The organism is Stutzerimonas stutzeri, from assembly GCF_051028275.1.
GTDB lineage: Bacteria > Pseudomonadota > Gammaproteobacteria > Pseudomonadales > Pseudomonadaceae > Stutzerimonas > Stutzerimonas stutzeri_AS.
The window spans coordinates 1,119,552-1,141,735 of the sequence record NZ_CP069269.1; the positions used below are offsets into that span (position 1 = coordinate 1,119,552).

The 22,184-nt window shown below is 59.4% G+C and carries 17 protein-coding genes and 2 pseudogenes; 8 read left to right on the top strand and 11 right to left on the bottom strand.

The window, feature by feature from the left end; genetic code table 11:
- Positions 1-5: 5 nt before the first annotated feature.
- The 3 genes from JQR87_RS05150 to JQR87_RS05160 are packed head-to-tail and all read right to left on the bottom strand — an operon-like array spanning position 6 to position 3,943.
- The gene (locus JQR87_RS05150; RefSeq protein ID WP_407291940.1) at positions 6-2,021 is read right to left on the bottom strand and encodes a sensor histidine kinase; all 2,016 of its coding nucleotides are present in this window, start codon (positions 2,019-2,021) and stop codon (positions 6-8) included.
- A 42-nt stretch (positions 2,022-2,063) separates the two neighbouring features.
- Positions 2,064-2,978: a putative 2-dehydropantoate 2-reductase gene (locus JQR87_RS05155; RefSeq protein WP_407291938.1), complete on the bottom strand. Its 915-nt coding sequence runs from the start codon at positions 2,976-2,978 to the stop codon at positions 2,064-2,066.
- Positions 2,975-3,943: a GGDEF domain-containing response regulator gene (locus JQR87_RS05160; protein ID WP_407291936.1), complete on the bottom strand. Its 969-nt coding sequence runs from the start codon at positions 3,941-3,943 to the stop codon at positions 2,975-2,977. Before JQR87_RS05160 ends, JQR87_RS05155 begins: the two co-directional genes overlap by 4 nt.
- A gap of 146 nt (positions 3,944-4,089) precedes the next feature.
- Here JQR87_RS05160 and JQR87_RS05165 point away from each other — a divergent pair, with 146 nt between their 5' ends.
- The gene (locus tag JQR87_RS05165) at positions 4,090-4,569 is read left to right on the top strand and encodes a YajQ family cyclic di-GMP-binding protein (RefSeq protein ID WP_407291934.1); all 480 of its coding nucleotides are present in this window, start codon (positions 4,090-4,092) and stop codon (positions 4,567-4,569) included.
- Between the two features lie 87 nt (positions 4,570-4,656).
- Positions 4,657-5,481, top strand: a complete 825-nt coding sequence (locus JQR87_RS05170; protein ID WP_407291933.1) for a mechanosensitive ion channel family protein — start codon at positions 4,657-4,659, stop codon at positions 5,479-5,481.
- Positions 5,482-5,511: 30 nt separating this feature from the next.
- Here the strand turns inward: JQR87_RS05170 and JQR87_RS05175 are convergent, their stop codons facing one another.
- Both JQR87_RS05175 and JQR87_RS05180 read right to left on the bottom strand, forming a co-directional pair.
- Complete coding sequence (locus tag JQR87_RS05175) at positions 5,512-7,230, bottom strand: AmpG family muropeptide MFS transporter (protein WP_407291932.1); 1,719 nt, start codon at positions 7,228-7,230, stop codon at positions 5,512-5,514.
- A 34-nt stretch (positions 7,231-7,264) separates the two neighbouring features.
- Positions 7,265-7,636, bottom strand: coding sequence for an MGMT family protein (locus tag JQR87_RS05180; protein ID WP_407291931.1), 372 nt, complete (start codon positions 7,634-7,636; stop codon positions 7,265-7,267).
- Positions 7,637-7,764: 128 nt separating this feature from the next.
- Between JQR87_RS05180 and JQR87_RS05185 the strand changes: the two genes are divergently transcribed.
- Positions 7,765-8,781 (top strand): DUF481 domain-containing protein, encoded by a 1,017-nt coding sequence (locus tag JQR87_RS05185; RefSeq protein WP_407291929.1) that lies wholly within the window; start codon positions 7,765-7,767, stop codon positions 8,779-8,781.
- A gap of 55 nt (positions 8,782-8,836) precedes the next feature.
- Here the strand turns inward: JQR87_RS05185 and JQR87_RS05190 are convergent, their stop codons facing one another.
- Positions 8,837-9,595, bottom strand: a complete 759-nt coding sequence (locus JQR87_RS05190) for an SDR family oxidoreductase (protein ID WP_407291928.1) — start codon at positions 9,593-9,595, stop codon at positions 8,837-8,839.
- A 93-nt stretch (positions 9,596-9,688) separates the two neighbouring features.
- On the opposite strand from JQR87_RS05190, the gene JQR87_RS05195 reads away from it, so the two are divergent.
- From JQR87_RS05195 to JQR87_RS05215, 5 genes are all read left to right on the top strand, one after another.
- A complete protein-coding gene (locus tag JQR87_RS05195) occupies positions 9,689-10,393 on the top strand; it encodes a HugZ family protein (protein WP_407291927.1) in 705 nt (234 codons plus the stop codon).
- Between the two features lie 128 nt (positions 10,394-10,521).
- Entirely contained in the window at positions 10,522-10,986 is a 465-nt protein-coding gene (locus JQR87_RS05200) for an FxsA family protein (protein ID WP_407291925.1), read from the top strand.
- Between the two features lie 251 nt (positions 10,987-11,237).
- On the top strand, positions 11,238-11,531 hold the full coding sequence (locus JQR87_RS05205; protein WP_407291923.1) for a co-chaperone GroES: 294 nt from the start codon (positions 11,238-11,240) through the stop codon (positions 11,529-11,531).
- 57 nt (positions 11,532-11,588) lie between these two features.
- A complete protein-coding gene (gene groL, locus JQR87_RS05210; protein WP_407291922.1) occupies positions 11,589-13,229 on the top strand; it encodes a chaperonin GroEL in 1,641 nt (546 codons plus the stop codon).
- A 221-nt stretch (positions 13,230-13,450) separates the two neighbouring features.
- Positions 13,451-13,681 (top strand): hypothetical protein, encoded by a 231-nt coding sequence (locus JQR87_RS05215; protein WP_407291920.1) that lies wholly within the window; start codon positions 13,451-13,453, stop codon positions 13,679-13,681.
- 55 nt (positions 13,682-13,736) lie between these two features.
- On the opposite strand, the pseudogene JQR87_RS05220 reads toward JQR87_RS05215, so the two are convergent.
- From JQR87_RS05220 to JQR87_RS05240, 5 genes and pseudogenes are all read right to left on the bottom strand, one after another.
- A pseudogene (locus tag JQR87_RS05220) lies at positions 13,737-16,785 on the bottom strand (multidrug efflux RND transporter permease subunit).
- A gap of 27 nt (positions 16,786-16,812) precedes the next feature.
- A pseudogene (locus JQR87_RS05225) lies at positions 16,813-17,972 on the bottom strand (efflux RND transporter periplasmic adaptor subunit).
- 265 nt (positions 17,973-18,237) lie between these two features.
- The gene (locus tag JQR87_RS05230; RefSeq protein WP_407291919.1) at positions 18,238-19,863 is read right to left on the bottom strand and encodes a methyl-accepting chemotaxis protein; all 1,626 of its coding nucleotides are present in this window, start codon (positions 19,861-19,863) and stop codon (positions 18,238-18,240) included.
- Positions 19,864-19,978: 115 nt separating this feature from the next.
- Positions 19,979-21,073, bottom strand: coding sequence for a DUF1513 domain-containing protein (locus JQR87_RS05235; protein WP_407291918.1), 1,095 nt, complete (start codon positions 21,071-21,073; stop codon positions 19,979-19,981).
- 2 nt (positions 21,074-21,075) lie between these two features.
- On the bottom strand, positions 21,076-22,149 hold the full coding sequence (locus JQR87_RS05240) for an imelysin family protein (RefSeq protein ID WP_407291917.1): 1,074 nt from the start codon (positions 22,147-22,149) through the stop codon (positions 21,076-21,078).
- Positions 22,150-22,184: the final 35 nt, after the last annotated feature.

Sequence of the window (22,184 nt, forward strand, 5' to 3'; positions counted from 1 at the left end):
TTGATTCAGCCGTTGTTTGGTTCAGTAGGCGATGTCAGTGGTAGGCGCAGGGTAAAGCAGGTGCCCTGATCCGGCCTGGACTGCACCTCCATCTGGCCCTTGTGATTGTTGGTGATGATGAAATACGAAACGGAAAGCCCCAGCCCGGTTCCCTGGCCGACCTCTTTGGTCGTGAAGAACGGCTCGAAGATTCGTTTGCGGATATGTTCTGGAATACCGCCACCATTGTCTTCCACCTGAATTTCGGCCCATGGTGGATTCAGGCGGGTACGCAATATGATCAGCCCGCCGGCTCGCTCCGGTTTTTGATGGATCGCCTGTGCCGCATTTTTCAGCAGATTCAGCAATACCTGCTCCAGCTCGTTACCGATGCAGGGCACCCGATCGACCTGTGGATCGAAGTCTCGGACGATTTCGATGGCACGGAAATCGAAGCCATCGATCAGGGCGAAGTCATTACCGGCGATCTCCAGTGCCTGATCGATCAACACCGTCAATTGACATTCCGCCAACTGGCGGTTGCTGAGGCGGCTGAAGCTCAGCATATGGCTGACGATCTTGGCTGCGCGTGAGCCTGCTTGCTGAATACCATCGAGCAGCTGCGGTATTTCCCGCCGTTGCAGGTACTGATTGACTGCCTCCAGCAAAACGCCCGTGTCGTCAGCGGCTTCTCGATTACGCTCCAGCTCTGGAGAGAGGCGTCGGCGAATGTTTTGCGCGTTATGCAGGATGGCCCCGAGGGGGTTGTTGATTTCGTGTGCCATGCCAGCGGCAAGGCTGCCAACAGAAAGCATCTTCTCCGACTGCACCATGATTTCTTCCATATTGATGCGTTCGGTGATGTCATCGATGCGGATGACCACCCCACGCCCGCCCCCACCCATTAGGGGGTATAGCGTCAGCGCGTAATGTCTCGGCTCGTCATTGAACGCCCAGGTGACGCGCTCGATCTTCTCGACCTGATGATGCTCGGATGTCCGGCGAATCTGCCTCAAAAACGGGCGCAGCGGCTCGAAGGCAATGAACACGGGCTGGTTCAAGGCGTCATCGATGGACGTTCCGGAAAGTGCACTGGCCTGTTGATTCCACTGGGTGACGTAGAGCTGCTCGTCCAGTGCGATGAGCACCGAAGGCATCGAGTCGATAATGCTGTTGAGGTAGTTCTGGAAACCGGTGAGCTTTTTTTCAATCTTGCTGCGGACCTGAACTTCAAGCTCCAGCTTTCGGTTGGAATGGCGCGTTTCCTCGGCAAGGCCTTGGGCATGATCGAAGGCGTTCTGGGCATCGTCACGGGCACGCTTGAGCTGCTGCTCGCGGGCTTCCATTCGAGACAGCATGGTGTTGAAGGCATCAGCAAGGCGCCCGATTTCGTCATGGTTCCGTGGGGTCGCGCGCAATGAGTAGTTTTCCTCACGGGTGACTTGCCGAGACAGTCCCTCGAGGTCGCGGATCGGCTGGGTGACCAATCGGCGGATTTGTCGAGCAACCAGCAGCCAGAGCAGTAAGCTGGCCAGGAGGATCACAGCGCTCGCGGTAAGCGTGCCGGTATAGAAAGCGCCTGGCAGCTCGCTGCTGGCAATGATCAGCAGGTGGCCGGGAGGTCCTGCCGCCTGAGGTAGCTCCACCAGCAGGTTGGCGCGCATTTCGGTCTTCTGCCAGTGCGCCAACTCCCCGATTCGTCGCGGCAGATCCAGCGGGTCGCCCTGAAAGAACTGCCCCAGACTCAACCCTGCGCTGTCATAGATCACCGCAGCGCGCAGAGGCGCGTACTCGTTGAGTTTCTGCAGTAATTCATTGGCAGCTGCCTCGGACTGGAGCGCGCGATTGCTCAGTTCAGGCGTGGCGAACAGCGCGCCGAGGGTATGCATCGCCTGGGGAGCGACGCTTTGTCGAGATATCCAATAAGCCGCGCTGATGAAAGCGAGGTTGGACACCAACAGCACAGCTGCCAGCAGGACGAGAAGGGCGATCAGCAGCTTGCGGCCGACCGGAAGGTTTTCGAGGCGCTGGCGTAGAGTCATGGCAGTAACAGGCTACGAGTATCCCAGCAGGGTAGCGGTGCGTCAGTCCACCGGCAATCCACGATGTTGCAGGAACGCTTGAAGTTGCTGCAGCAATCCGTGCAGCTCGGGTGCGTCGATACCCTGCGCGGACGCTGCGCGACAGGCCTTGCTCAGCAAGAAACCGATTTCGGTGCGCCGTCCGTTTCGAACATCCTGATGCATCGAAGAATAGTTCTCTGCAGTCGCTTCGATGACGCGGATAACCTCTTCCTCGAGCCCCTTCGCCGCATCGGGCTGATTGCTGACAAGCAGCACCTCGACAAGCTCACGGCACAAAACCTGTAGGGTTGGCCGGTGGTCCAGAAGCTCTCCATTACGGGCGTCATGCAGAACGGTAAGCGGATTGATTGCACAGTTGAGTGCAAGCTTGCGCCATAGGCGGCCCATGATCTGTTCGGTCCACTCGTGGGGGATACCCGCAGCGGCCAACTCGTGCAGCCAAGGAGGCGGTTCGAAACCGGTCGGGTCGCCTAGCCAGTTATGCCCCCGTCCGGCATGCACGACATGGAAGTCGCCGTCACGATAGGCACCTTCGGTGCTGGAAACAAATATGCAGCGGCAAGCGGGCAGGCGTGCAGCAACCGCTTCCTGACTACCCAGACCGTTCTGCAACAATAGAACCTGCGCACCTGGCGCCAGCCGCGGTGCCACGCCGGCAACCGCAGACTCCGCGTCGTACGCCTTGCTGGCAACCAGCAGCCGCTGGATTGGCGTTCGTGCGGTCGGCAGTTCAGCTGGGATCGGATAGCGGGTGGTGCACTGTTCCTCGGTCAGCCCAACACCAGCCGCCGCGTGGTAATCAGCGAGACGTTTCGAGTCCCGTAAGATCAACTGCACGGGTAGCCCAGCTCGGGCCAGGCGTGCCGCCCAGAGGCAGCCAAGACTACCGGCACCGAGGATATGCCAGGTCGTCATCTGGCAGGTTGCTTGAGTTTGAACGGCACGATGCGACCAGTTGTATAGGAGTCGGGCAATAGGGACGCGGCACGGTCGATGATCGACTGTGCTTCGGCAGGCAATGCCTGGGAGTCCAGGCTCACAAGCCCAATACCTGCCTTGAGGGAAATGAAGCCTTCGCTGGTCTTGAACGCTTTCAGATTCAGTCCTTCGTGCAGGCGTTTGAAGCTGCTCGGCGAACAGGCCTGCAGGTCATCCACCAGTGCCAGCAGGCCGAAATGGCTGTCGTCCAGACGCGTGAGGATGTCCAGGGGGCGAACCAGATGTTGCAAACGGCGGGCAACGCCGCGCATCAGTTCCTGATAGAAAAGTTCGCCGTAGCGCTGACGCTGGTCGGTCGTCTCCGGCAGGCCAATGCTCAGGTAACACAACGCACCACCACGGCTCTCGATCTGGCGCAAACTGTCCTTCAGGCGTTGTTTAAGGTAGCGGACGTTACCCAAACCTGTGATCGGGTCGACGAGATTGCGTCGTTCCAGACTGGCGATGTTTTCGGTCAACAGGCGATTTTCCCGCATCAGCCGTTGCAGCGAGCCGCATATGCGATCTGCTGCGTAGACGCGAGGCACCAGTTGGTCGTTCATGGCTGACTTGCTGATGAAATCGTCCACGCCGCGGTCGAATGCCCTGCCGAGCACATCCTCCCCGTCCCGTCCGGTCACCAGAATGATGTAGGTGTAATGGTCTGACATTTCATCTTGCTGACGCACCTGGGCGGTCAGCTCCAGCCCGTCCATTTCCGGCATCAGCCAGTCGGCGAGCAGGACATTGGTCGGACGCTGTTCGATCAGTTCCAGTGCTGCGCTTGCACTGTTGGCGAATCGCACATCCTCGTAACCGGCTTTGGTAAGGGCGCGACCAATCACGACGCTGGAAAGCTTGGCGTCATCGACCACCAGAATGCTGAGTTGGGGGTTGGGCATCAAAAGGCTCGGTAGGGGTAGAGTCGCGATGTATGTGGTTGGTCAGGCGTTGTAGGTTTGAGCAGTTATAATGATGGCGCATTTGAACCGTCAAGCTAAGCGCGCTGGGTCACACCGCGGCGCCGTACTACCAATGGAGGAATCCCATGCCCTCGTTCGACGTGGTGTCCGAACTGGACAAACACGAAGTGACCAACGCCATTGATAACGCCGTAAAGGAGTTGGACCGGCGTTACGATCTGCGCGGTAAAGGCAGTTTCGAGTTAAAGGAATTGACGGTCCATCTGACCGCCGACGCCGATTTCCAATTGGAACAGATGTTGGAGATTCTCAAGCTGAGCCTGGTCAAGCGAAAGATCGATATCCAGTGCCTCGAATACAAGGACCCCTTTCCTTCGGGCAAGGCCGTCAAACAGGACGTCGTACTGCGTGAAGGCATCGACAAGGAGCTGGCAAAGAAGATCGTCGCCTACATCAAGGAGGCCAAGCTCAAGGTCCAGGCTGCCATTCAGGGCGAGCAGGTCCGTGTGACTGGCAAGAAGCGTGACGACTTGCAGGAAGCCATCGCGCTTCTACGCGCCAAGGATTTTGGAATGCCGCTGCAGTTCAATAACTTCCGCGACTGATCCCCCGCGCACGTAATGCGTGCTTTACTCGCATTTGCCGAGCGTTCCGCCTAGCGGACGCTCGGTATGTCAAGGAGAATCCTAGCAATGGATTTCAGTGTCGATTACCTGGTCCAGCTTTCCGAGGCCTGGCTGCCTGTTGTCATCCAATACGGCGCGCAAGTCACGCTGGCGCTTGTCACCTTGCTTGTCGGCTGGTGGCTGATCAACAAGCTCGTCGGTAAAGTCGGAAATGTACTGAATCGCCGCCAGGTCGACCCTTCGCTGCACGGCTTCATCGAAAGTCTGGCGAGCATCATCCTCAAGGTTCTGTTGCTGATCAGTGTCGCTTCGATGATCGGCGTCGAGACGACTTCGTTCATCGCTGTGATCGGTGCGGCGGGTCTTGCCATCGGTCTGGCGTTGCAGGGCAGTCTGGGCAACTTTGCTGGCGGCGTGCTGATCCTGATCTTCCGTCCTATCCGGGTCGGTGAGTGGATCGAAGCACAGGGCGTGGCCGGCACCGTGCATTCGATACAGATCTTCCATACCGTTCTGAAGTCGGCGGACAACAAAACCATCGTCGTGCCCAATGGCAGCCTTTCCAATGGCCATATCACCAACTATTCCCGCGAGCCTCGTCGCCGTGCGGACATCAATATCGGGATCGATTACGGCGCCGATATCAAGCTGGCGCGCAAGATTCTTTTGGAAATTGCGGAGGACGAGCGCGTGCTACGTGATCCCGAGCCGGTGGTTCATGTCGTGGCGCTGGCCGACAGTTCTGTGAATCTGTCGCTGCGGGTGTGGGTCGCCACCGGTGACTTCTGGCCGGTGACCTTCGGCTTTACCGAACTGGTCAAGGAGCGCTTCGACGCAGCTGGAATCGGCATCCCGTTCCCGCAGCGCGTGGTGCACCTGATGCAGCGATAAGCGCTAATCATCAGGATGAAAAAGCCGGCATCAGCCGGCTTTTTCGTTTGTTGTATTCACTTCCGAGGTCAGCGGTTCAACGTTATCGGGCTGCCGGCGAGTGAGTGTCCATTGCCAGGCAATCAGGACCAATGTCGGAATCCCGAGTAGGGCGGTCACCAGGAAGAAATTGCTGTAACCGAGATGCTCGACCATCACCCCTGAGTAGCCCCCCAGCAATCTTGGTAACAGCAGCATCAACGAGCTGAGCAGGGCGTACTGGGTCGCGGAGAACTTCAGGTTGGTCAGGCTTGATAGATAAGCAACGAATGCAGTCGAGGCGAGCCCGCCGCTGAAGTTGTCGCAGGAAATCGTTACGATCAGCATGTTGAGGTTGGCGCCCATTTCCACCAGCAACATGAACATCAGGTTGGTTGCCGCCGATGCAGCACCGCCAATGAACAGGATGGGCAGAATGCTGAATCGCACGATCAGCAAGCCGCCAAAAGCTGCCCCGAGCAGCGTCATGACCAAACCGAAGAGCTTGCTGACGCTGGCGATCTGATCCTTGCTGAAGCCCTGGTCGATATAGAAGACGTTGGCCATGACTCCCATGACCGTATCGGACATCCGGTACGTGGCGATCAGCCCGAGCAGCAAGAGGGCTTGCCAGCGATAGCGAAGGATGAAGTCCGTGATGGGGGTCAGCACGGGCCCCATCAGAACCCGACCCGGACCCGACAGGCAGCCCCAGCAGATCAACAGGTACATGGTCCCGCGCGGCCAGTAGCCACCCCAATACGATTGGAACATCCCAGTGGTAGAGACCATGAGGATGATCAGCACGATTACCGATACGGCCTGATGAACAAAGTCGAAACGTGCCGGGCGCTGGCGCTGGCCGGCCTGATGCAGCATCTGACGCACCGGAACCATCAGCGACCGCCCCCAGGGTGACAGCGAGCCGATGATGAAAAGGAAATACAGCGTTGCCCGCGGCCAGGCCTGAGCGATCAGTGCGTTGATCATGGCTGGAACGGAGATCAGCAGCACCAGCAGCAGCCCGACCGCAGCCATCTGATGATTGAAGCTGAACCTGGACGGCTCATGAGGCAGCGGCGCGGCGCCTTGCGGCTCAGGGATCAACAGGCTGGTTATAAGGCCTGGAAGGATGAGGAGGGCAAAAACCACATAGGTTGTTGCCCAGGCCGCCTGGTTGTATTCGAGGTTGCTCGATCCCAGCCACTCAGCCAAAAAAAGTGCACCAGCGCTGGCCAGCAGCATGGCGACGCGATAGCCGGTCATATAGCTCGCAGCCAGCGTGGCCTGCAATTTGTCCTCGGCGATCTCCAGCCGATAGGCATCGATGGCGATGTCCTGAGTGGCAGAGGCGAACGCCACCGCCACGGCGAGTGCGATCAACATGGTCAGGTTCTGTTGCGGGTTGCACATGGCCATGCCAATCAGGCCGAGCGCAATCACTGCCTGCGACAGTACCAGCCAGGAGCGTCGTCGCCCCAGGCCTCCAATCCATGGCAACCGCCACTGGTCGAGCATCGGCGACCAGACCCATTTAAAGGCATAGGCAAGGCTGATCCAGCTTGCAAAACCAATGGTTTCGCGAGACACGCCAGCCTCGCGCAGCCATACGGACAACGTGGAAAACACCAGGATCGCCGGAAGCCCGGCAGCGAAGCCAAGGATCAGCAAAGTCAGCGAGGCTGGACTGGCATAAGCGGCTAGCGCAGCGCGCCAGGTTTCACGGGACATGGGCAAATCAGGGGCAGAACATGAAGGACGCACTCTACCCGCTGTGCTCCGCTGAATGCCAGCCGTGTCGACGTACGTCGACGCGGTCGTTGACCACCTGCACACCTTCAGCGCGAAGGCGAGCACGTTGTTCGTCGCCGGATACCGTACCGGCGGCCAGGCTCAATCGGCCACCGGCGGCCATTACTCGATGCCACGGCAGCTGCGTATCGTCTGGCAATTGCGACAGGACCCGACCGACCCAGCGCGCCGCGCGACCCAGCCCGGCGACCGCGGCAATTTCGCCATAGCTGGTGACTTTACCTTCAGGAATCTGCGCCAAGGCTAGATACAGTGCGGCGCGTCGAGTTTCGGCATCTTGAGTCCGTAGATCGCTTTGCTGTGCATCAGCCGGTTGGAAGGTCATTGCCGGGCTCCGTTAAAGGGGCATTCATACCGATTCGGCGCTCCGTTTGGCAGTCCGCGCTTGTTGTCTTTGAACCCATCAGGATAATGGCTGCCTTTCTCATCTAGCCCACAGACACCCTCTCACCTATGTTCTCCCGACCGCTCAATCGCACCCTGCTTTGCGTAACCCTCTCGACGCTCTCCCTGCCAACATTCGCCGACACCGTATGGTTGAAAAACGGTGATCGCCTGACCGGCAGGATCAGCGTGCTCGATGGTGGCAAGCTGCTCATCGAAACCGAGTACGGCGGTTCCATCCCGGTGAAATGGAGCCAGGTCGCGACACTGGAGAGCAATCAGCAGTTGCTGGTCAAGCAAAACGATGTTTCTGGCGAAGTGGCCAAATCGTTGCAAGCAGCTGGTGATGGCATGGTCACGCTGAGTGATGGAGGCGCCTCGCGTACGGTGGCGCTGAAGTCCATCACACAGATCATCCATCCTAAGCCACTCATTCAGGACCTCACCTGGAAGGGTAACGTCGATCTGGCCATCGATTACAAGCGCGCTGAAACCGACACCGATGACTACGATATCTCATTCAAGACATCGGCCCGCCACGGTCTTTGGCGTCACAACGGTTCAGGTAGTTACAACCGTGAATATCGCAACGAAGTGACGTCGACCGACAACTGGGAGGCCGAATACGCACTGGATCGCTTCCTTGATGAGCACTGGTTCTGGCAGGGGCGTCTGGAATACAAGCGTGATCAGATCGAGGACGTGCGCCGGCAGCGCAGCATCGGTACGGGTCCGGGTTACCAGTTCTGGGATAACGAGCTTGGTGCCTTCTCGCTGGCTTCGCTGGTCAACCGCAGCGACTACAAGTTCGCTAATGGCAATACGGAGGAGTTCTACTCGCTGGCCGTGAAGTGGAACTACAACCGCTATCTGGTGGGCAAGACCTTTGAGCTATTCAGTAGCGGCGAGATCGGCAAGCCGCTGGAGACCGTCGCCGACTATCAGTTCGACGCAGAAATGGGGCTGCGCTACAAGGTGACCGACTGGGCGTCGCTCAACATGAAGGCCGAGAAAGACATCGTCAGTGGCGCAGAGAGCGACCTGGACGAAACCCGCTACAGCATCGGTTTCGGTGTGGGCTGGTAAGGCTTTCTTTCCAAGAACCGGGCGCAACGTGCGCCCGGTTTCGTATCTGACGCCTCTACAGCCGCAGGCCTCCATCCAGCTCAAGAATGCGCCCTGTGTAGTAGTCGTTCTCGAATATGTAAGCCACCGAATGAGCGATCTCCTGTGGCTTGCCCAGGCGCTTAAGCGGAATACCCGCAGTCATCTTTTCGAGTGCTTCGGGCTTCATGCTGGCGACCATATCGGTTTCGATGAATCCGGGCGCGACACCGGCTACGCGGATACCGTAGCGAGCCAGCTCCTTCGCCCAGACCACGGTGTCGGCTGCAACACCTGCCTTGGCGGCGGAATAGTTCGCTTGGCCCATATTGCCGGCCCTTGAGATCGACGAGATGTTGATGATCGCTCCCTGACGCTTGAGCTCGATCATCTTTGCCGCCACCTCCCGGGTGCACAGGAATACGCCGGTGAGGTTCACATCGATTACGGCCTGCCATTGGGCAAGGCTCATTTTCGACAGTTCGCCGTCCTTTACCTTGATGGTCAGACCATCGCGGAGAATGCCGGCGTTGTTCACCAGGCCGTCGAGCCCGCCAAAGTCATCGCTGACTTGCGCGACCATGTGGCTGACCTGCTCCTCGTCCGCCACGTTGCACAAGTATGCGCGCGCATCTCCACCAGCGCTTTTGCAAGCTGCAACCGCTTCGTCCAGTCGTTGCTGATTGAGGTCGACCAGTGCCAAGCGGGCGCCTTTGGCTGCGAGGTATTCGCCCATCGCACGCCCCAGGCCCTGACCGCCGCCGGTAATGATGATGACCTTGTCTTTGAGCTGCATGCCACTCTCCTGCTTATGCCAGTGTGCAACGCGACGCCCCGGGGCCTAAACCGGTATGCTGACAGCCTGATAAACCGGCCCGAGGTACCCCAGGTGAGCGCAGAAGCCGCCAAGCATGCCCGACTCTTACTGCTCAAGGAATACCGTGGCGTGCTATCTACCCATTCGCAGAGTGTGCCCGGCTTTCCCTTCGGATCCGCGGTGCCCTATTGCCTGGACGAGCATGGCTGGCCGCTGATACTCATCAGCCGGATCGCGCAACATACGAAGAATCTCAAGGCGGACGCTCGCTGTTCGCTTCTTGTGGGTGAGCGCGGCGCTGAAGATGTTCAGGCGACCGGCCGGCTGACCCTGCTGGCCGAAGCGCAAGTCATTGTCGATCCGCAGGCCATCGAAATCGCTGCGGAACGCTATTACCGATATTTTCCGGAGTCTCGTGACTATCACCGCGCGCACGATTTCGATTTCTGGACATTGCAGCCGGTGCGCTGGCGCTTCATCGGCGGGTTTGGGGCGATCCACTGGCTGGATCGAGTCGCGTCGGCCAACCCTTTCGCTGCGCGAGACGGAGCCGAGGGTGGCATGCTCGAGCATATGAACAATGACCACAGCGAGGCGATCGCCCATTACGTTTCTCGGGCAGGGCTTCCCTCTGAACCACAGGCTTACATGGTCGGTATCGATAGCGAGGGCTTTCACCTGCGCATCGGCCAGTCGATCCATTGGCTCGCGTTTCCAGCTGACTGCACCACGCCAGGCGCAGTGCGGCAGGCGTTGGTGGCTATGGCCCGCGACTGATTCAGGCTGGCGTAAGTCGCGGAGCGAATAATTCCGTTACAGCGCTGTTCGTCATCCGGGTTGAATTTGCTGTGCGCCGCCGTCATCTACACAACTTCGGAAGCCGTACTTCCGCGAAGGACCTATCGATGCGCATTTTCTTATTATTGTTTCTCCTATTTCCGCTGGCCGAGCTGGCACTGCTGATCCAGGTCGGCAGCTCAATTGGCGTATTGCCAACCATCCTGCTGCTCGTCATCAGCGGCATGGCTGGCATTCTGCTGATGCGCTTGGCGGGCTTTGCCACGGCATGGCGTGCCCGTGAGCGTCTCTCCCGGGGCGAACTGCCTGAGCGGGAGATGCTACAAGGGCTGATGATGGCCGTTGCCGGCGGGTTGCTGTTTGTGCCCGGTTTCATCAGCGACATCGTCGCGTTGCTTGTTCTGTTTCCTCCGTCGCGAAAGTTGTTTCTTGGTTTCGTCAGTCGCCGAGTCGAAGCCCAGGCCCAGCGCCGCAGGGCCTTTGCCGATGACCTTCACCAACAGCAAGAACATCGGGCCAATCCTCATCGGCCCAACGTCATCGAGGGCGAGTGGGAGCGTCGCGACAAGTGATGTTGACCGTTCACTGAAAAAGGCATGCACAGGCATGCCTTTTTCGTTTCCTGATGCAAAAAAAACGATGCGGTGCCCTTGAAATCATTTTGCACGCCCGCATGTAGCGGTCACCGCAAGGTCGCTGTCGCGATTTGACAGTCCGTCTTCTGCGGCTCGCGTTGCGGGCCGCAACCGGCAACGCCGGATTTGCCCAACCCGCCGATGACATTCATCGGCATGGAAACCACTGTACTTAGGAGAGATCGACAATGAAGCTTCGTCCTCTACATGATCGCGTCGTGATCCGTCGCAGCGAAGAAGAAACCAAGACCGCAGGCGGCATCGTGCTGCCGGGCTCCGCTGCCGAAAAGCCCAACCGTGGCGAAGTCGTCGCTGTAGGCACTGGCCGCGTTCTGGACAACGGCGAAGTACGTCAGCTCGCAGTCAAGGTTGGCGATAAGGTTGTATTCGGTCCTTATTCCGGCAGCAACACCGTCAAGGTCGACGGTGAAGACCTGCTGGTAATGAGCGAGAACGAAATCCTCGCCGTCGTCGAAGCCTGATCAGCGCTCGCTGCTTAGCGATTGCGTTTCATCAACAGAATTTGAGGAAGAATCAACATGGCTGCTAAAGAAGTTAAATTCGGCGATTCCGCTCGCAAGAAAATGCTCTCCGGCGTCAACATCCTGGCTGATGCGGTAAAAGCGACCCTCGGCCCGAAAGGCCGCAACGTGGTGCTGGAGAAGAGCTTTGGCGCTCCGACCATCACCAAGGACGGCGTTTCCGTTGCCAAGGAAATCGAGCTGAAGGACCGTTTCGAAAACATGGGCGCGCAGCTGGTTAAGGACGTTGCGTCCAAGGCCAACGACGAAGCCGGTGACGGTACGACCACCGCGACCGTTCTGGCTCAGGCCATCGTCAACGAAGGCCTGAAGGCCGTCGCTGCCGGCATGAACCCGATGGACCTGAAGCGCGGCATCGACAAGGCGACCATCGCCGTCGTCGCCGAGCTGAAAAACCTGGCCAAGCCATGCACCGACTTCAAGGCCATCGCTCAGGTCGGCACCATCTCCGCCAACTCCGACAGCTCCATCGGCGCGATCATTGCCGAAGCCATGGAAAAGGTTGGTAAAGAAGGCGTCATCACCGTTGAAGAAGGCTCCGGCCTGGAAAACGAACTGTCCGTCGTAGAAGGCATGCAGTTCGACCGCGGCTACCTGTCCCCGTACTTCATCAACAAGCCGGACACCATGGTTGCCGAGCTGGACAGCCCGATGCTGCTGCTGGTTGACAAGAAGATCTCCAACATCCGCGAACTGCTGCCGGTGCTGGAAGGTGTCGCCAAGGCCGGTCGTCCGTTGCTGATCGTGGCTGAGGACGTCGAGGGCGAAGCCCTGGCTACCCTGGTGGTCAACAACATGCGCGGCATCGTCAAAGTCGCTGCTGTCAAGGCGCCTGGCTTCGGCGATCGCCGCAAGGCCATGCTGCAGGACATCGCTATCCTGACTGGCGGTACCGTGATTTCCGAAGAAGTCGGCCTGAGCCTGGAAACCGCTACCCTGGAGCACCTGGGTAACGCCAAGCGCGTCGTGCTGAACAAGGAAAACACCACCATCATCGATGGGGCTGGTCAGCAGGCTGACATCGAAGCCCGCGTGGCGCAGATCCGCAAGCAAGTCGAAGACACCACCTCCGACTACGACAAAGAGAAGCTGCAAGAGCGTCTGGCCAAGCTGGCTGGCGGTGTTGCGGTGATCAAGGTCGGCGCCGGTACCGAAGTCGAGATGAAAGAGAAGAAGGCCCGCGTTGAAGACGCCCTGCATGCTACCCGTGCAGCCGTTGAAGAAGGCGTGGTTCCTGGCGGCGGCGTTGCCCTGGTGCGCGCTCTGCAGGCCATCTCCGAGCTCAAGGGCGATAACGAAGACCAGAACGTCGGTATCGCTCTGCTGCGTCGTGCTGTTGAAGCACCGCTGCGTCAGATCGTTGCCAACGCCGGTGGCGAGCCGAGCGTTGTCGTGGACAAGGTTAAGCAGGGCGAAGGCAACTACGGCTTCAACGCTGCGTCCGATGTCTACGGCGACATGATCGAGATGGGTATCCTCGATCCGGCCAAGGTCACTCGTTCCGCGCTGCAAGCTGCAGCTTCCATCGGTGGTCTGATGGTCACTACCGAGGCGATGATCGCTGAAGTGGTTGAAGACAAGCCGGCCCCGGCAATGCCGGATATGGGCGGCATGGGTGGTATGGGCGGCATGATGTAAGCCAGCCGGCCTACCCGCTGCAAAGAAAGCCCCGCCTCGTGCGGGGCTTTTTTATGCGCGTCGGTTTCATCATCGAAGTTTCCTGACGGATACGCATAGATGTCATCTGGGGAGCGTACCGTTGCTGGCCAGTAACGACCGCTGGTCAAGTAGTTCGGCAAGGTCAGGACATGTCGTCTATGTTGACCTTCTCCATCCACCTGATAACAAAGGCTTGCGCAATGAAGCTTGAAATTGCTCGAGGTCTGTTCTTGGTCGGTTCACTGGGCGTCGCGTCACTGTGCGCGGCCGCATGGAGTGAGCCGGACGCAAAAGTCGTAGCGCGGAGTGATCTCAGTAGCCATTGTGCAGTGCCGCGTATTGCTCAGGTGTCACAGGCCGAAGCGCGCCCCGACCATGACCTTCTACTGTTCATGTACGGCCTTTCTCAGAGCCTGGTAGGCCGGGGTTAGGTCGCAGCCGTTTCCATCACTAACGGCACGGGCGAATTCGCAAAGTCCGAAAAGCTCAGCTCTGTGCCGCTCGCACTGGCGTATGGTCCGGGCTGGCCAGGACGGTATAGACCGCAGGCAACACAAACAGTGTGAAAAGCGTCCCCACCGTCATTCCCGTGGCGATCACCAGGCCGATATCGAAACGGCTTACCGCGCCGGCACCGCTGGCCAGAATCAGCGGCACCATGCCGAATACGGTTGCCGCGGTGGTCATCAGAACCGGCCTCAGGCGAATCGCAGCGGCTTCCTCCGCAGCCTCACGGCGGCCAAGGCCTCGCTCATGGCGTAGCTGGTTGGCGAACTCGACGATCATGATCCCGTGTTTGCTGATCAAGCCGATGAGCGTCACCAGGCCGACCTGGGTATAGATGTTCATGCTGGACACCCCCAGGAACAGCGGCACCAATGCGCCACAAATCGACAAGGGCACCGTGACGAGGATGACCAGCGGATCGCGGAAGCTTTCGAACTGCGCAGCCAGCACCAGAAAGATGATTGCCAGCGCCAAGGCGAAGGTCAGATACAGCGCGTTGCCCTCCTGAATGTACTGCCGTGAAGCGCCTGCATAGTCGAAGGTAAACCCGAGCGGTGCTTCTGCTTCGGCAATGCTTCTGACTGTGTTGATCGCTTCGCCCATGCTGACAATGGGGAACCCCTGAATTGTCGCAGCGTTGAGCTGCTGGAACTGACTGAGCTGAGTCGGACGGGCACGGTCGTGCACTGTGACGAGCGTCGACAACGGCAGCATTTCGCCACGGCCGTTATTCACGTAATAGTTGGTCAGCCAACCGGGATTGTCTCGGTAAGCCTGCTCGACCTGGGCGATGACCTTGTAGCTGCGACCGTCGACGGTGAAGCGGTTGATCTCGCTCTCGCCAAGCAGCGTAGCCAGAGTCAGTCCCAGATCTTCCATGGAAACGTCCATCTGCGCGGCCTTCTCCCGGTCGATGTCTACAACGATCTCCGGCTTGTCGAACGCGAGGTCCACATCGAGGAATGCAAACTTGCCAGATGCCTGGGCCTTTTCCTTGATGCGCTCGGTGACCTGTAGGAGCGACTCATAGTCGCTGGCTGTATTGATGACGAACTGGAACGGCAGTCCTTCGCCAGTACCTGGTAATGAAGGCAGGTTGAAACCAAAAACCTGCAAGCCGGGGATTTGATCGATCTTCGCCTGCACCTCCGGCAGCACCTCCATCTGGGTGCGCTCACGTTCATCCCAGGGGTTTCATCAGGAAGCCACCGATACCGCTCTGTACGCCGTTGAAGCCATTGATCTGGAACCATGAGTAGTACTCGGGGAACGCCTTGAAGATTTCCAGAAACTGATCGGTATAGGCGTTCAGGTAGTTCAGGTTCGCTGTTTGCGGCGCGCTTGCCATCATGAAGATGATCCCCTGATCCTCTTCAGGGGCCAGCTCACTTTCGGTAAATTTGAGTAGAATCGGGATCAACCCGAGGATGATCACGGCAAACACCAGCACAACCGGACGGGTGTTCAGGGTGCCGTGCAAGGCGCGCTGGTAGCGATTTTTCAATCGGTCGAACAGCGAGTCGAGACGGTGTGAAAAACCGCTCGGGTTGTCTTCGTGGCGCAGGAGTCGCGAGCACATCATCGGCGAGAGAGTCCGGGCTACCAGGCCGGAAATCAACACTGCACCAGCCAGGGTGAACGCGAACTCCTGAAACAGTGCACCGGTCAGGCCTTGCAGGAAGCCGATCGGCGCATAGACCGCGGCCAGGGTGATGGTCATGGTGATGACTGGCATGGCGATCTCGCGAGCGCCGTCGATAGCCGCCTGGAACGGTGCCTTGCCTTCCTCTATGTGCCGGTGGATATTCTCCACCACAACGATAGCGTCATCCACGACCAGACCGATGGCCAGCACCATCGCCAGCAAGGTAAGCAGGTTGATCGAGTACCCCATGGTCTGCATGAAGAACATCACGCCGATCATCGACAAGGGAATGGTGACCACCGGGATCAGCACCGAACGCAGCGAACCAAGGAACAGAAACACCACGACGATGACGATCACCACCGCTTCGGCCAAGGTTTTGACCACTTCATCGATAGATGCCTGGATAAAGCGCGTGGCGTCATAGGCGATGGTCACCTTGAGGCTCGGCGGCAACTGCGACTCGATTTCGGGCATGACCGCGCGCACTTCGCTGATGACGTCCAGAGGGTTGGCGCTTGGAGTCGCTTTAACGCCGATATAGACCGAAGGGATACCGTCGAAGGAGCTGATTGCGTTGTAGCTTTCGGCCCCCATCTCAACGCGCGCCACGTCGCCGAGCAGGACGCGACTGTCGCCCTCGGTCTTCAGCGGTATTGCGGCGAAGGCTTCGGGTGTTTTGAGTTCCGTATCCGCGTTGATGCTGGTAACGACATACTGTCCTTTCACTTCGCCTGCGGCCGAAAGGAAGTTGTATTTGCGCACTGCTTCGTTCACATCGCCGGCAGACAACCCGTAAGCGGCGAGTTTTACCGGGTCCAGCCACAGGCGCATGGCGAACACCTGATTACCAAGTATCTCCGCTTCGGCCATGCCGGGCAGGGTCGCCAGCTTTGGCTGAATCACGCGGGACAGATAATCGGTGATCTGCGGATTGCTCAATTGCTCGCTATAGAAGCTGATGTACATCAGCGCGGTGGAGTCTGCGGCCTGCTTGTTCAGTACAGGGTCTTCGGCGTTTTGTGGCAGCTGATTCTTTACCGAGTTGGCCTGGCTGAGCAGTTCGGTATAGAGGCGGTCGGTATCGGCGCCGATGCGTGCATAGACGGAGATGATCGATACGTTCTGCTGGCTCACCGACGTCATGTAATCAACGCCTTCGGCGCTGGCCAGGCTCTGTTGCAGGGGCTGTGTGATGTAGCCCTGGATGGTTTCCGCATTGGCTCCAGGGTACGCGGTGGTCACGGTGATCAGCGCGCTTTCCATCTGTGGATACTGGCGAATCACCAGGCTGTTGAATGCCTGCAAGCCGAGCAGCACGATGAGCAGACTGATCACGCTGGCCAGCACAGGGCGGCGGATAAAAGGATCGGTAAAAGCCATGAGGATCGTGTCCCTTCAGTCGGCGCCTCAGCGGGCGCCGGACTCGCTGTTTGGCTCGAGCTCGAGCGTGCGCTTCTCGGCAATGGCGACATGGGCGCCGTTGTCCAGCTTGAGCTGGCCGGCAATCACAACCTGTTCGCCGGCCTCAAGCCCTTCGAGCACAACGACGCGACCGTCGCGCCGTTCTCCTGTCTTGACGAAGCGCCGTTCGACCACCAGATAGGGCTCATTGGTTTCGGTCGCATCGGCTGCGCTCGCGTCTTCGCTTTCGGGCCGCTCACCGTTCTTCACCACTAGCACCGAGTTGCCATATAGCGTATAGGTGACGGCGGTTTCCGGGACCACGACGCGAGGCGCTTCGCTGGGTAGGAGTACCTGCAAATCAGCAAACATGCCGGGCAACAAGCGTTCGTCGGGGTTGGCAAGCTCCGCTCGGACCTGAACGTTGCGTGTGGACGTTTCCACTTTCGGGTTGATGCAACGATGCGACCTTCGAAATCTTCCCCAGGGAAAGCAGCGACCCTGACGATCACGCGCTGACCGAGCTCCAGCAGCGGAACCTGCTGTTCAGCCAGGTAGAAATCCACATACAAGGTCGATAGATCTTGCAGCGTCGCGATGGACGTGCCAGCGGCGACGAAATCGCCGACGTCCACCTGCCGTATCCCGATGGTGCCGGCGAAAGGCGCCAGGATGCGCTTCTTTGCCAGGCTTGCCTTGAGCTGCGCAACTGTAGCGCCGGCTTTCTGCGATTCGGCACTCAGCCGATCAAACTCGCTACGCGAGATGGCCTGACGGTCGACCAGACTCAATGCCCGCTCGAACTCGACTTTCGCCAAATGCTGATCGGCTTCGGCTGCCGCCAGGCTCGCCTGCTCGACTTCGCTGTCAAGCAGGATGATCGGTTGACCCTTGCGGACTTTTTCACCGGACTGGAACTGGACGTCTTCGATAGTGCCGGCGATCTCGACGGATAGGTCGATGCCCTGCGAGGCCTTGAGCGTACCGATAGCGGGTAGGCGGCTTTGCCATGGCTGTTGGCGCGATTCGGCAACCTCGACGCTGATCGGGGGTTTAGGGGCTGTGAATTGCTGAATCTGGGTGTAGATGGCGTTGAACTTGAGAGCGGCGAGGATCAGAACGACGACGATCACCGCGCCAAGCATGAGCAGCATGCGGCGCAACATTTCCTTATTCCTTGGAGAGACCGGCTGACGGATAACCCGAGCGAGGCAACCGTCGAGGCCACGCCCGTCGCTGAGACCGGCGCTTGCCGGCTCCTGTTGTTCAGACTTGTTGGTCCGAGAGAAGAGAAAACTAGCTGCGAAGTTTAGGCAAGTAAAGCGGTGTCACTTAGCCATGCATGGAAATGGGACGCAGGAGCAAAAAGGCGCTGAGCCGCAGGACGCAGCGTCTGGCCAGCCGGGCTGCCAGACGCTGATGATGACGGGGTTATCCCGCGAGGCGATGGGTGATGTCGGTGAGCTGGGCGGACAGCTCGTGCAGGTTATTGCTGGCTTTCTCGGTGCGCTCGACGTTGTCCTGGTTGGTCGTGGCGATGGCGGTGATTTCGGTCAGGTTGCGTGAGATATCTTCGGCAACCGATGTCTGTTCCTCCGCGGCGGTAGCGATCTGACGGTTCATGTCGCGAATGGCTTCGACTTCTAGGGTGATGCGCTGGAGCATGCTGCCGGCCTCGGTCACTTGCTCAACGCCCTGGTCGCTACGGGTCTGTCCATTTTCAATCGCCCGGACGGCGTCCACTGCACCGGTCTGCACGGTGTCGATGATCTGATGAATTTCGGCGGTGGAGTCGGCGGTGCGTTTGGCAAGCGTACGGACCTCGTCCGCCACCACGGCGAAGCCGCGGCCTGCATCGCCGGCACGGGCGGCTTCGATGGCTGCGTTCAAGGCCAGCAGGTTGGTCTGGTCGGCGATGCCGCGGATGACTTCCAGCACTTTGCCGATGCGCCCACTGTCAGCCTCCAGCCGGCGAATGACGGTCGCGGTGTTGCTGATCTCGCCACGCATGTGGGTGATCGTCTGAATGGTCGAGCGCATCATGGTTTCGCCCTGTTGCGCCGACTGGTCGGCTGCATCCGCTGCGCGTGCTGCGTCGGCGGCATGGCGCGCGACTTCCTGTGCGGTGGCGGACATTTCGTGCATCGCCGTGGCCACTTGATCGGTTCGCGTGAACTGTTCGCGGGTACCTTGGCCCATCAGGGCCGCAATGGCGTTGAGCTCACCACTTGCGCTGTCCAGATCCGAGGTGCTGCGCTGCAAGCGGGTGAAGGTGTCAGCCAGAAAGTCACGCAGGACATTAGCGGCTACCGCAAGGCGGCCCAGCTCGTCGGCACGGCTGGTATCTACGTGCTCTTTGAAGTTGCCCTGGCTGAGATTCGCAACATGGTCAATCAGATGGCGAATCGGATTGACCAAGTTGCGATTGACCAGCCAGGCACTGAGCAGGCCAATCAACACACCAGCGGCAAGCATGAATAGCGAGCCGAGGATAATGGTTCGGTCCGCTGCCTGGCTGATCGCCTCAGAGCTGGCAAGGGCCGAGCCTCGTAGTTGTTCCACCAGCACGCTGAGCTGCTCGCTGGTGGCGCGGTCGATGCCCTTGACGGCAGCGTCGCCTGCAAACGGATCACCACCGGCTGCCATGAACGCGTCACGTCCGGCGCGATAGGCCGTGCCGAGCTTCAGATGCTCGTCACGCAAGCTCTGAATCTGAGCGGCCAGAGCGGGGTCGCCTTGGCTTTCTTGCACAAGGGTGCCTAACAAGGCCTGCACCTTGCGCTCCTGTTCTTCGAAGCTTTGCCAGTACTTGGCCAGGCTCTCCGGGGACTTACCGCGCAGCAGCACGTTCTTCCACTCCTGGACTTGTATCTTGAATTCCAGGTTGGATTGATCGATCAGCCGTGAGGCTTCGATCGGCCCTTTAAGCAACCGTTGATAGGACGCGATGTCATTGGAAAGAAACGAAAAACTGGCGAGCGCGATGGTCAGCATCAACAGTAAGCTGCCGCCTATCAGCGCGAGCAGCTGGGCACGCAGGGATTTTTTCAGGAACATCTGGGCGTTCTCGTATCGAAAGGGATGCGCTTGCGTCACGCAAGTGGCGATGAGCCGTCAGGCTGACTGCTCACTCGCCGGTATTTCGGCTTGGCGCTTCGATACTTGAACGGTTTCAGACGAGTCGCAGATGATTGTCCCAGAGCCCTGCCGGCAGTCGCAGCGGGGTACTGACGACATCCGTGCCAGTGCAGTCGACAAGGCGACAGCGGCCCTGGCCGGAGCTCACGACGAACCCCTCCGTTACAGCCGCGACGCCAGCACAATCAGGCAGATGGATTTCCTTGCGCAGGGCGATCGTGTCCAGGTCCCAAATGAAGACTTTATTGCCGCGCGGAGCCGTCACGGCCAGCAGGCGAAGGGCGTCATTGATTGCCAGGCTGGCGGTGTACTGGTTCATGGTCTGGCGTTGCGCTTCGCCCAGCGGGAACGCCTGGAAAGCCTGGCCTGGACGCTTGATCGCGAGCAAAGGCACCTGATCCATCGGGTCGCCTTCGTACTGCTGGCCCGACACTACCGTGCCGTCGGCCGCCACCGCCAGATGTCGCACGCTGTTCATCTGCTCAGGTAACTGCTCCTTGCTGACCAGCGTCCCATCGCGACGCAACAGCACCAGGCTGGGCTCCATGGCATCAAGGTTCATCATCTCGCGGCTGTCCGCTTCGGTGCGGATTCCGCCGTTGGCGATAACCAGCGTTTCGCCGTCGGGCATCCAAAGCAGCTGATGCGGACCGATGCCGTGCGTTGAATGTTCGCCGCTACGCACCAGCTGACGCCCCTCGACGCGGTAGACGCCAAGCACGCCGCGGCCAGCTTCGGCGGTGTCATTTTCGGTGGTATAGAACCAGTCGCCACTGGCGTGAAAGACGCCGTGGCCATAGAAGTGGCGGTCCGGTGGCGATGCCAGGATCTGCAGCAGCGTCCCGTCGCGGCTGTCGATCAGGTAGCTTTCACGGCTAGGGCGGCGTCCGACGAACACGGCGAGGGGCAGGTGGGGGTGTGCGTAAACATCGTGGCAGCGCTCAGCGACGGGGGTCGCGAATACCTGACTGCCGTCGAGGCGGTAGCCGACCGCATAGTGGCGGCCGTCGGCATCGTTACGAGCCGATAGCAGCAAGGGCTGTTCGGTATGATGCGTGAGCGTCCAACCGCCAACTGCCGAAGCGGCTACGAGCGCACCGCCCAGCCCCAGGAAAGCACGGCGCTTCATATTCAGTCTCCGTCGTGAGCATTGAAGCCGATCTGTACACCGAGTGCGCGCGCCAGTTCGGTCTGATGCAGGCGGTGCAAGACATCGATGTCCTCATACAGAGCATCCAGGCGTGCACGCCCGGCTTCGTCGGCAATCAGCTCGCTGAACGGCAGCATGATGTCGACCAGATGCTGGCGTGTCGTTTCGTGGGCAACGTCGATGCGCTGGACCAGATCAGCCTGCTCCGCTGGCACCAGGGCTTTGAGGCCGTTCTCATCTGTGCCTTGCCACAGTCGCTGGGCGCCAGCTAGCGCTGCATCGATGCTCGGAAGCGTGGCGTCGCTGCGCCAGGCTTCGGCCTGGAACGGTTGCGGGAAGCCTTTGCTCTGGCGGCCGAGCGGTGCGCCGAGCTTTTTCTTCAAACCGTCCAGTGCAGTGACCTGAACGCGCAGCAGGTCGGCAATCGCTTCGGCCGGTTCGGCGTAACGCTCATTGGGAAATTCGCTCAGCTGGGCTGCCATGCCGTCCTTGGCTGTCCATGTCTGCAAGATGTCAGCGGTGAGCTTCTGCTGGTGCTCGCCGATGGCCTGTAGCAGCGGGCAATAACGCGCTTTAGTGTCGCTGTTGGTCAAATCCACCGCTTTGTCATAGAGCACGTATTCGTATGCCGAGAGTCCTTGGAGCACGACGCTTCCGTTTTCCAGATCCGCCTGGGTCAATTGCGGCTTCTTTTTCAACAGCGTGCCAATCTGGCGGCCAACGAGATTCTTCTTGTCGGGCCAGAATTGCACCTGCCAGGCCCGGTTGCCTTCGCCCATCGGCCCCACTAGCAGGGGCTGCAAGCCGGACCAGGCCAGCTGCGCCTGGATGAATGCCTGGCGCGCATCGTCCAACTCTTCGTTGTCGGCGCAGAACGCGATGCTGCTGGCCGCCATCCTGCGGTTGGCTTCGGCCCAATTGGTATAGGCCGGAAGCAGCACTTCTTCAGCTAGCGTCTGGCTTGTCTCGGCGTAGGGGTCGGAGGGCGCGCAGGCGCCTAACAGCAGGCCTATTGCGGTAGCGGCGACGGCCCGGAAGAGTCGGTTGGGATGCATGTTGTTCCTCGGCAAAGCAGGGCAAAAGAAGATGG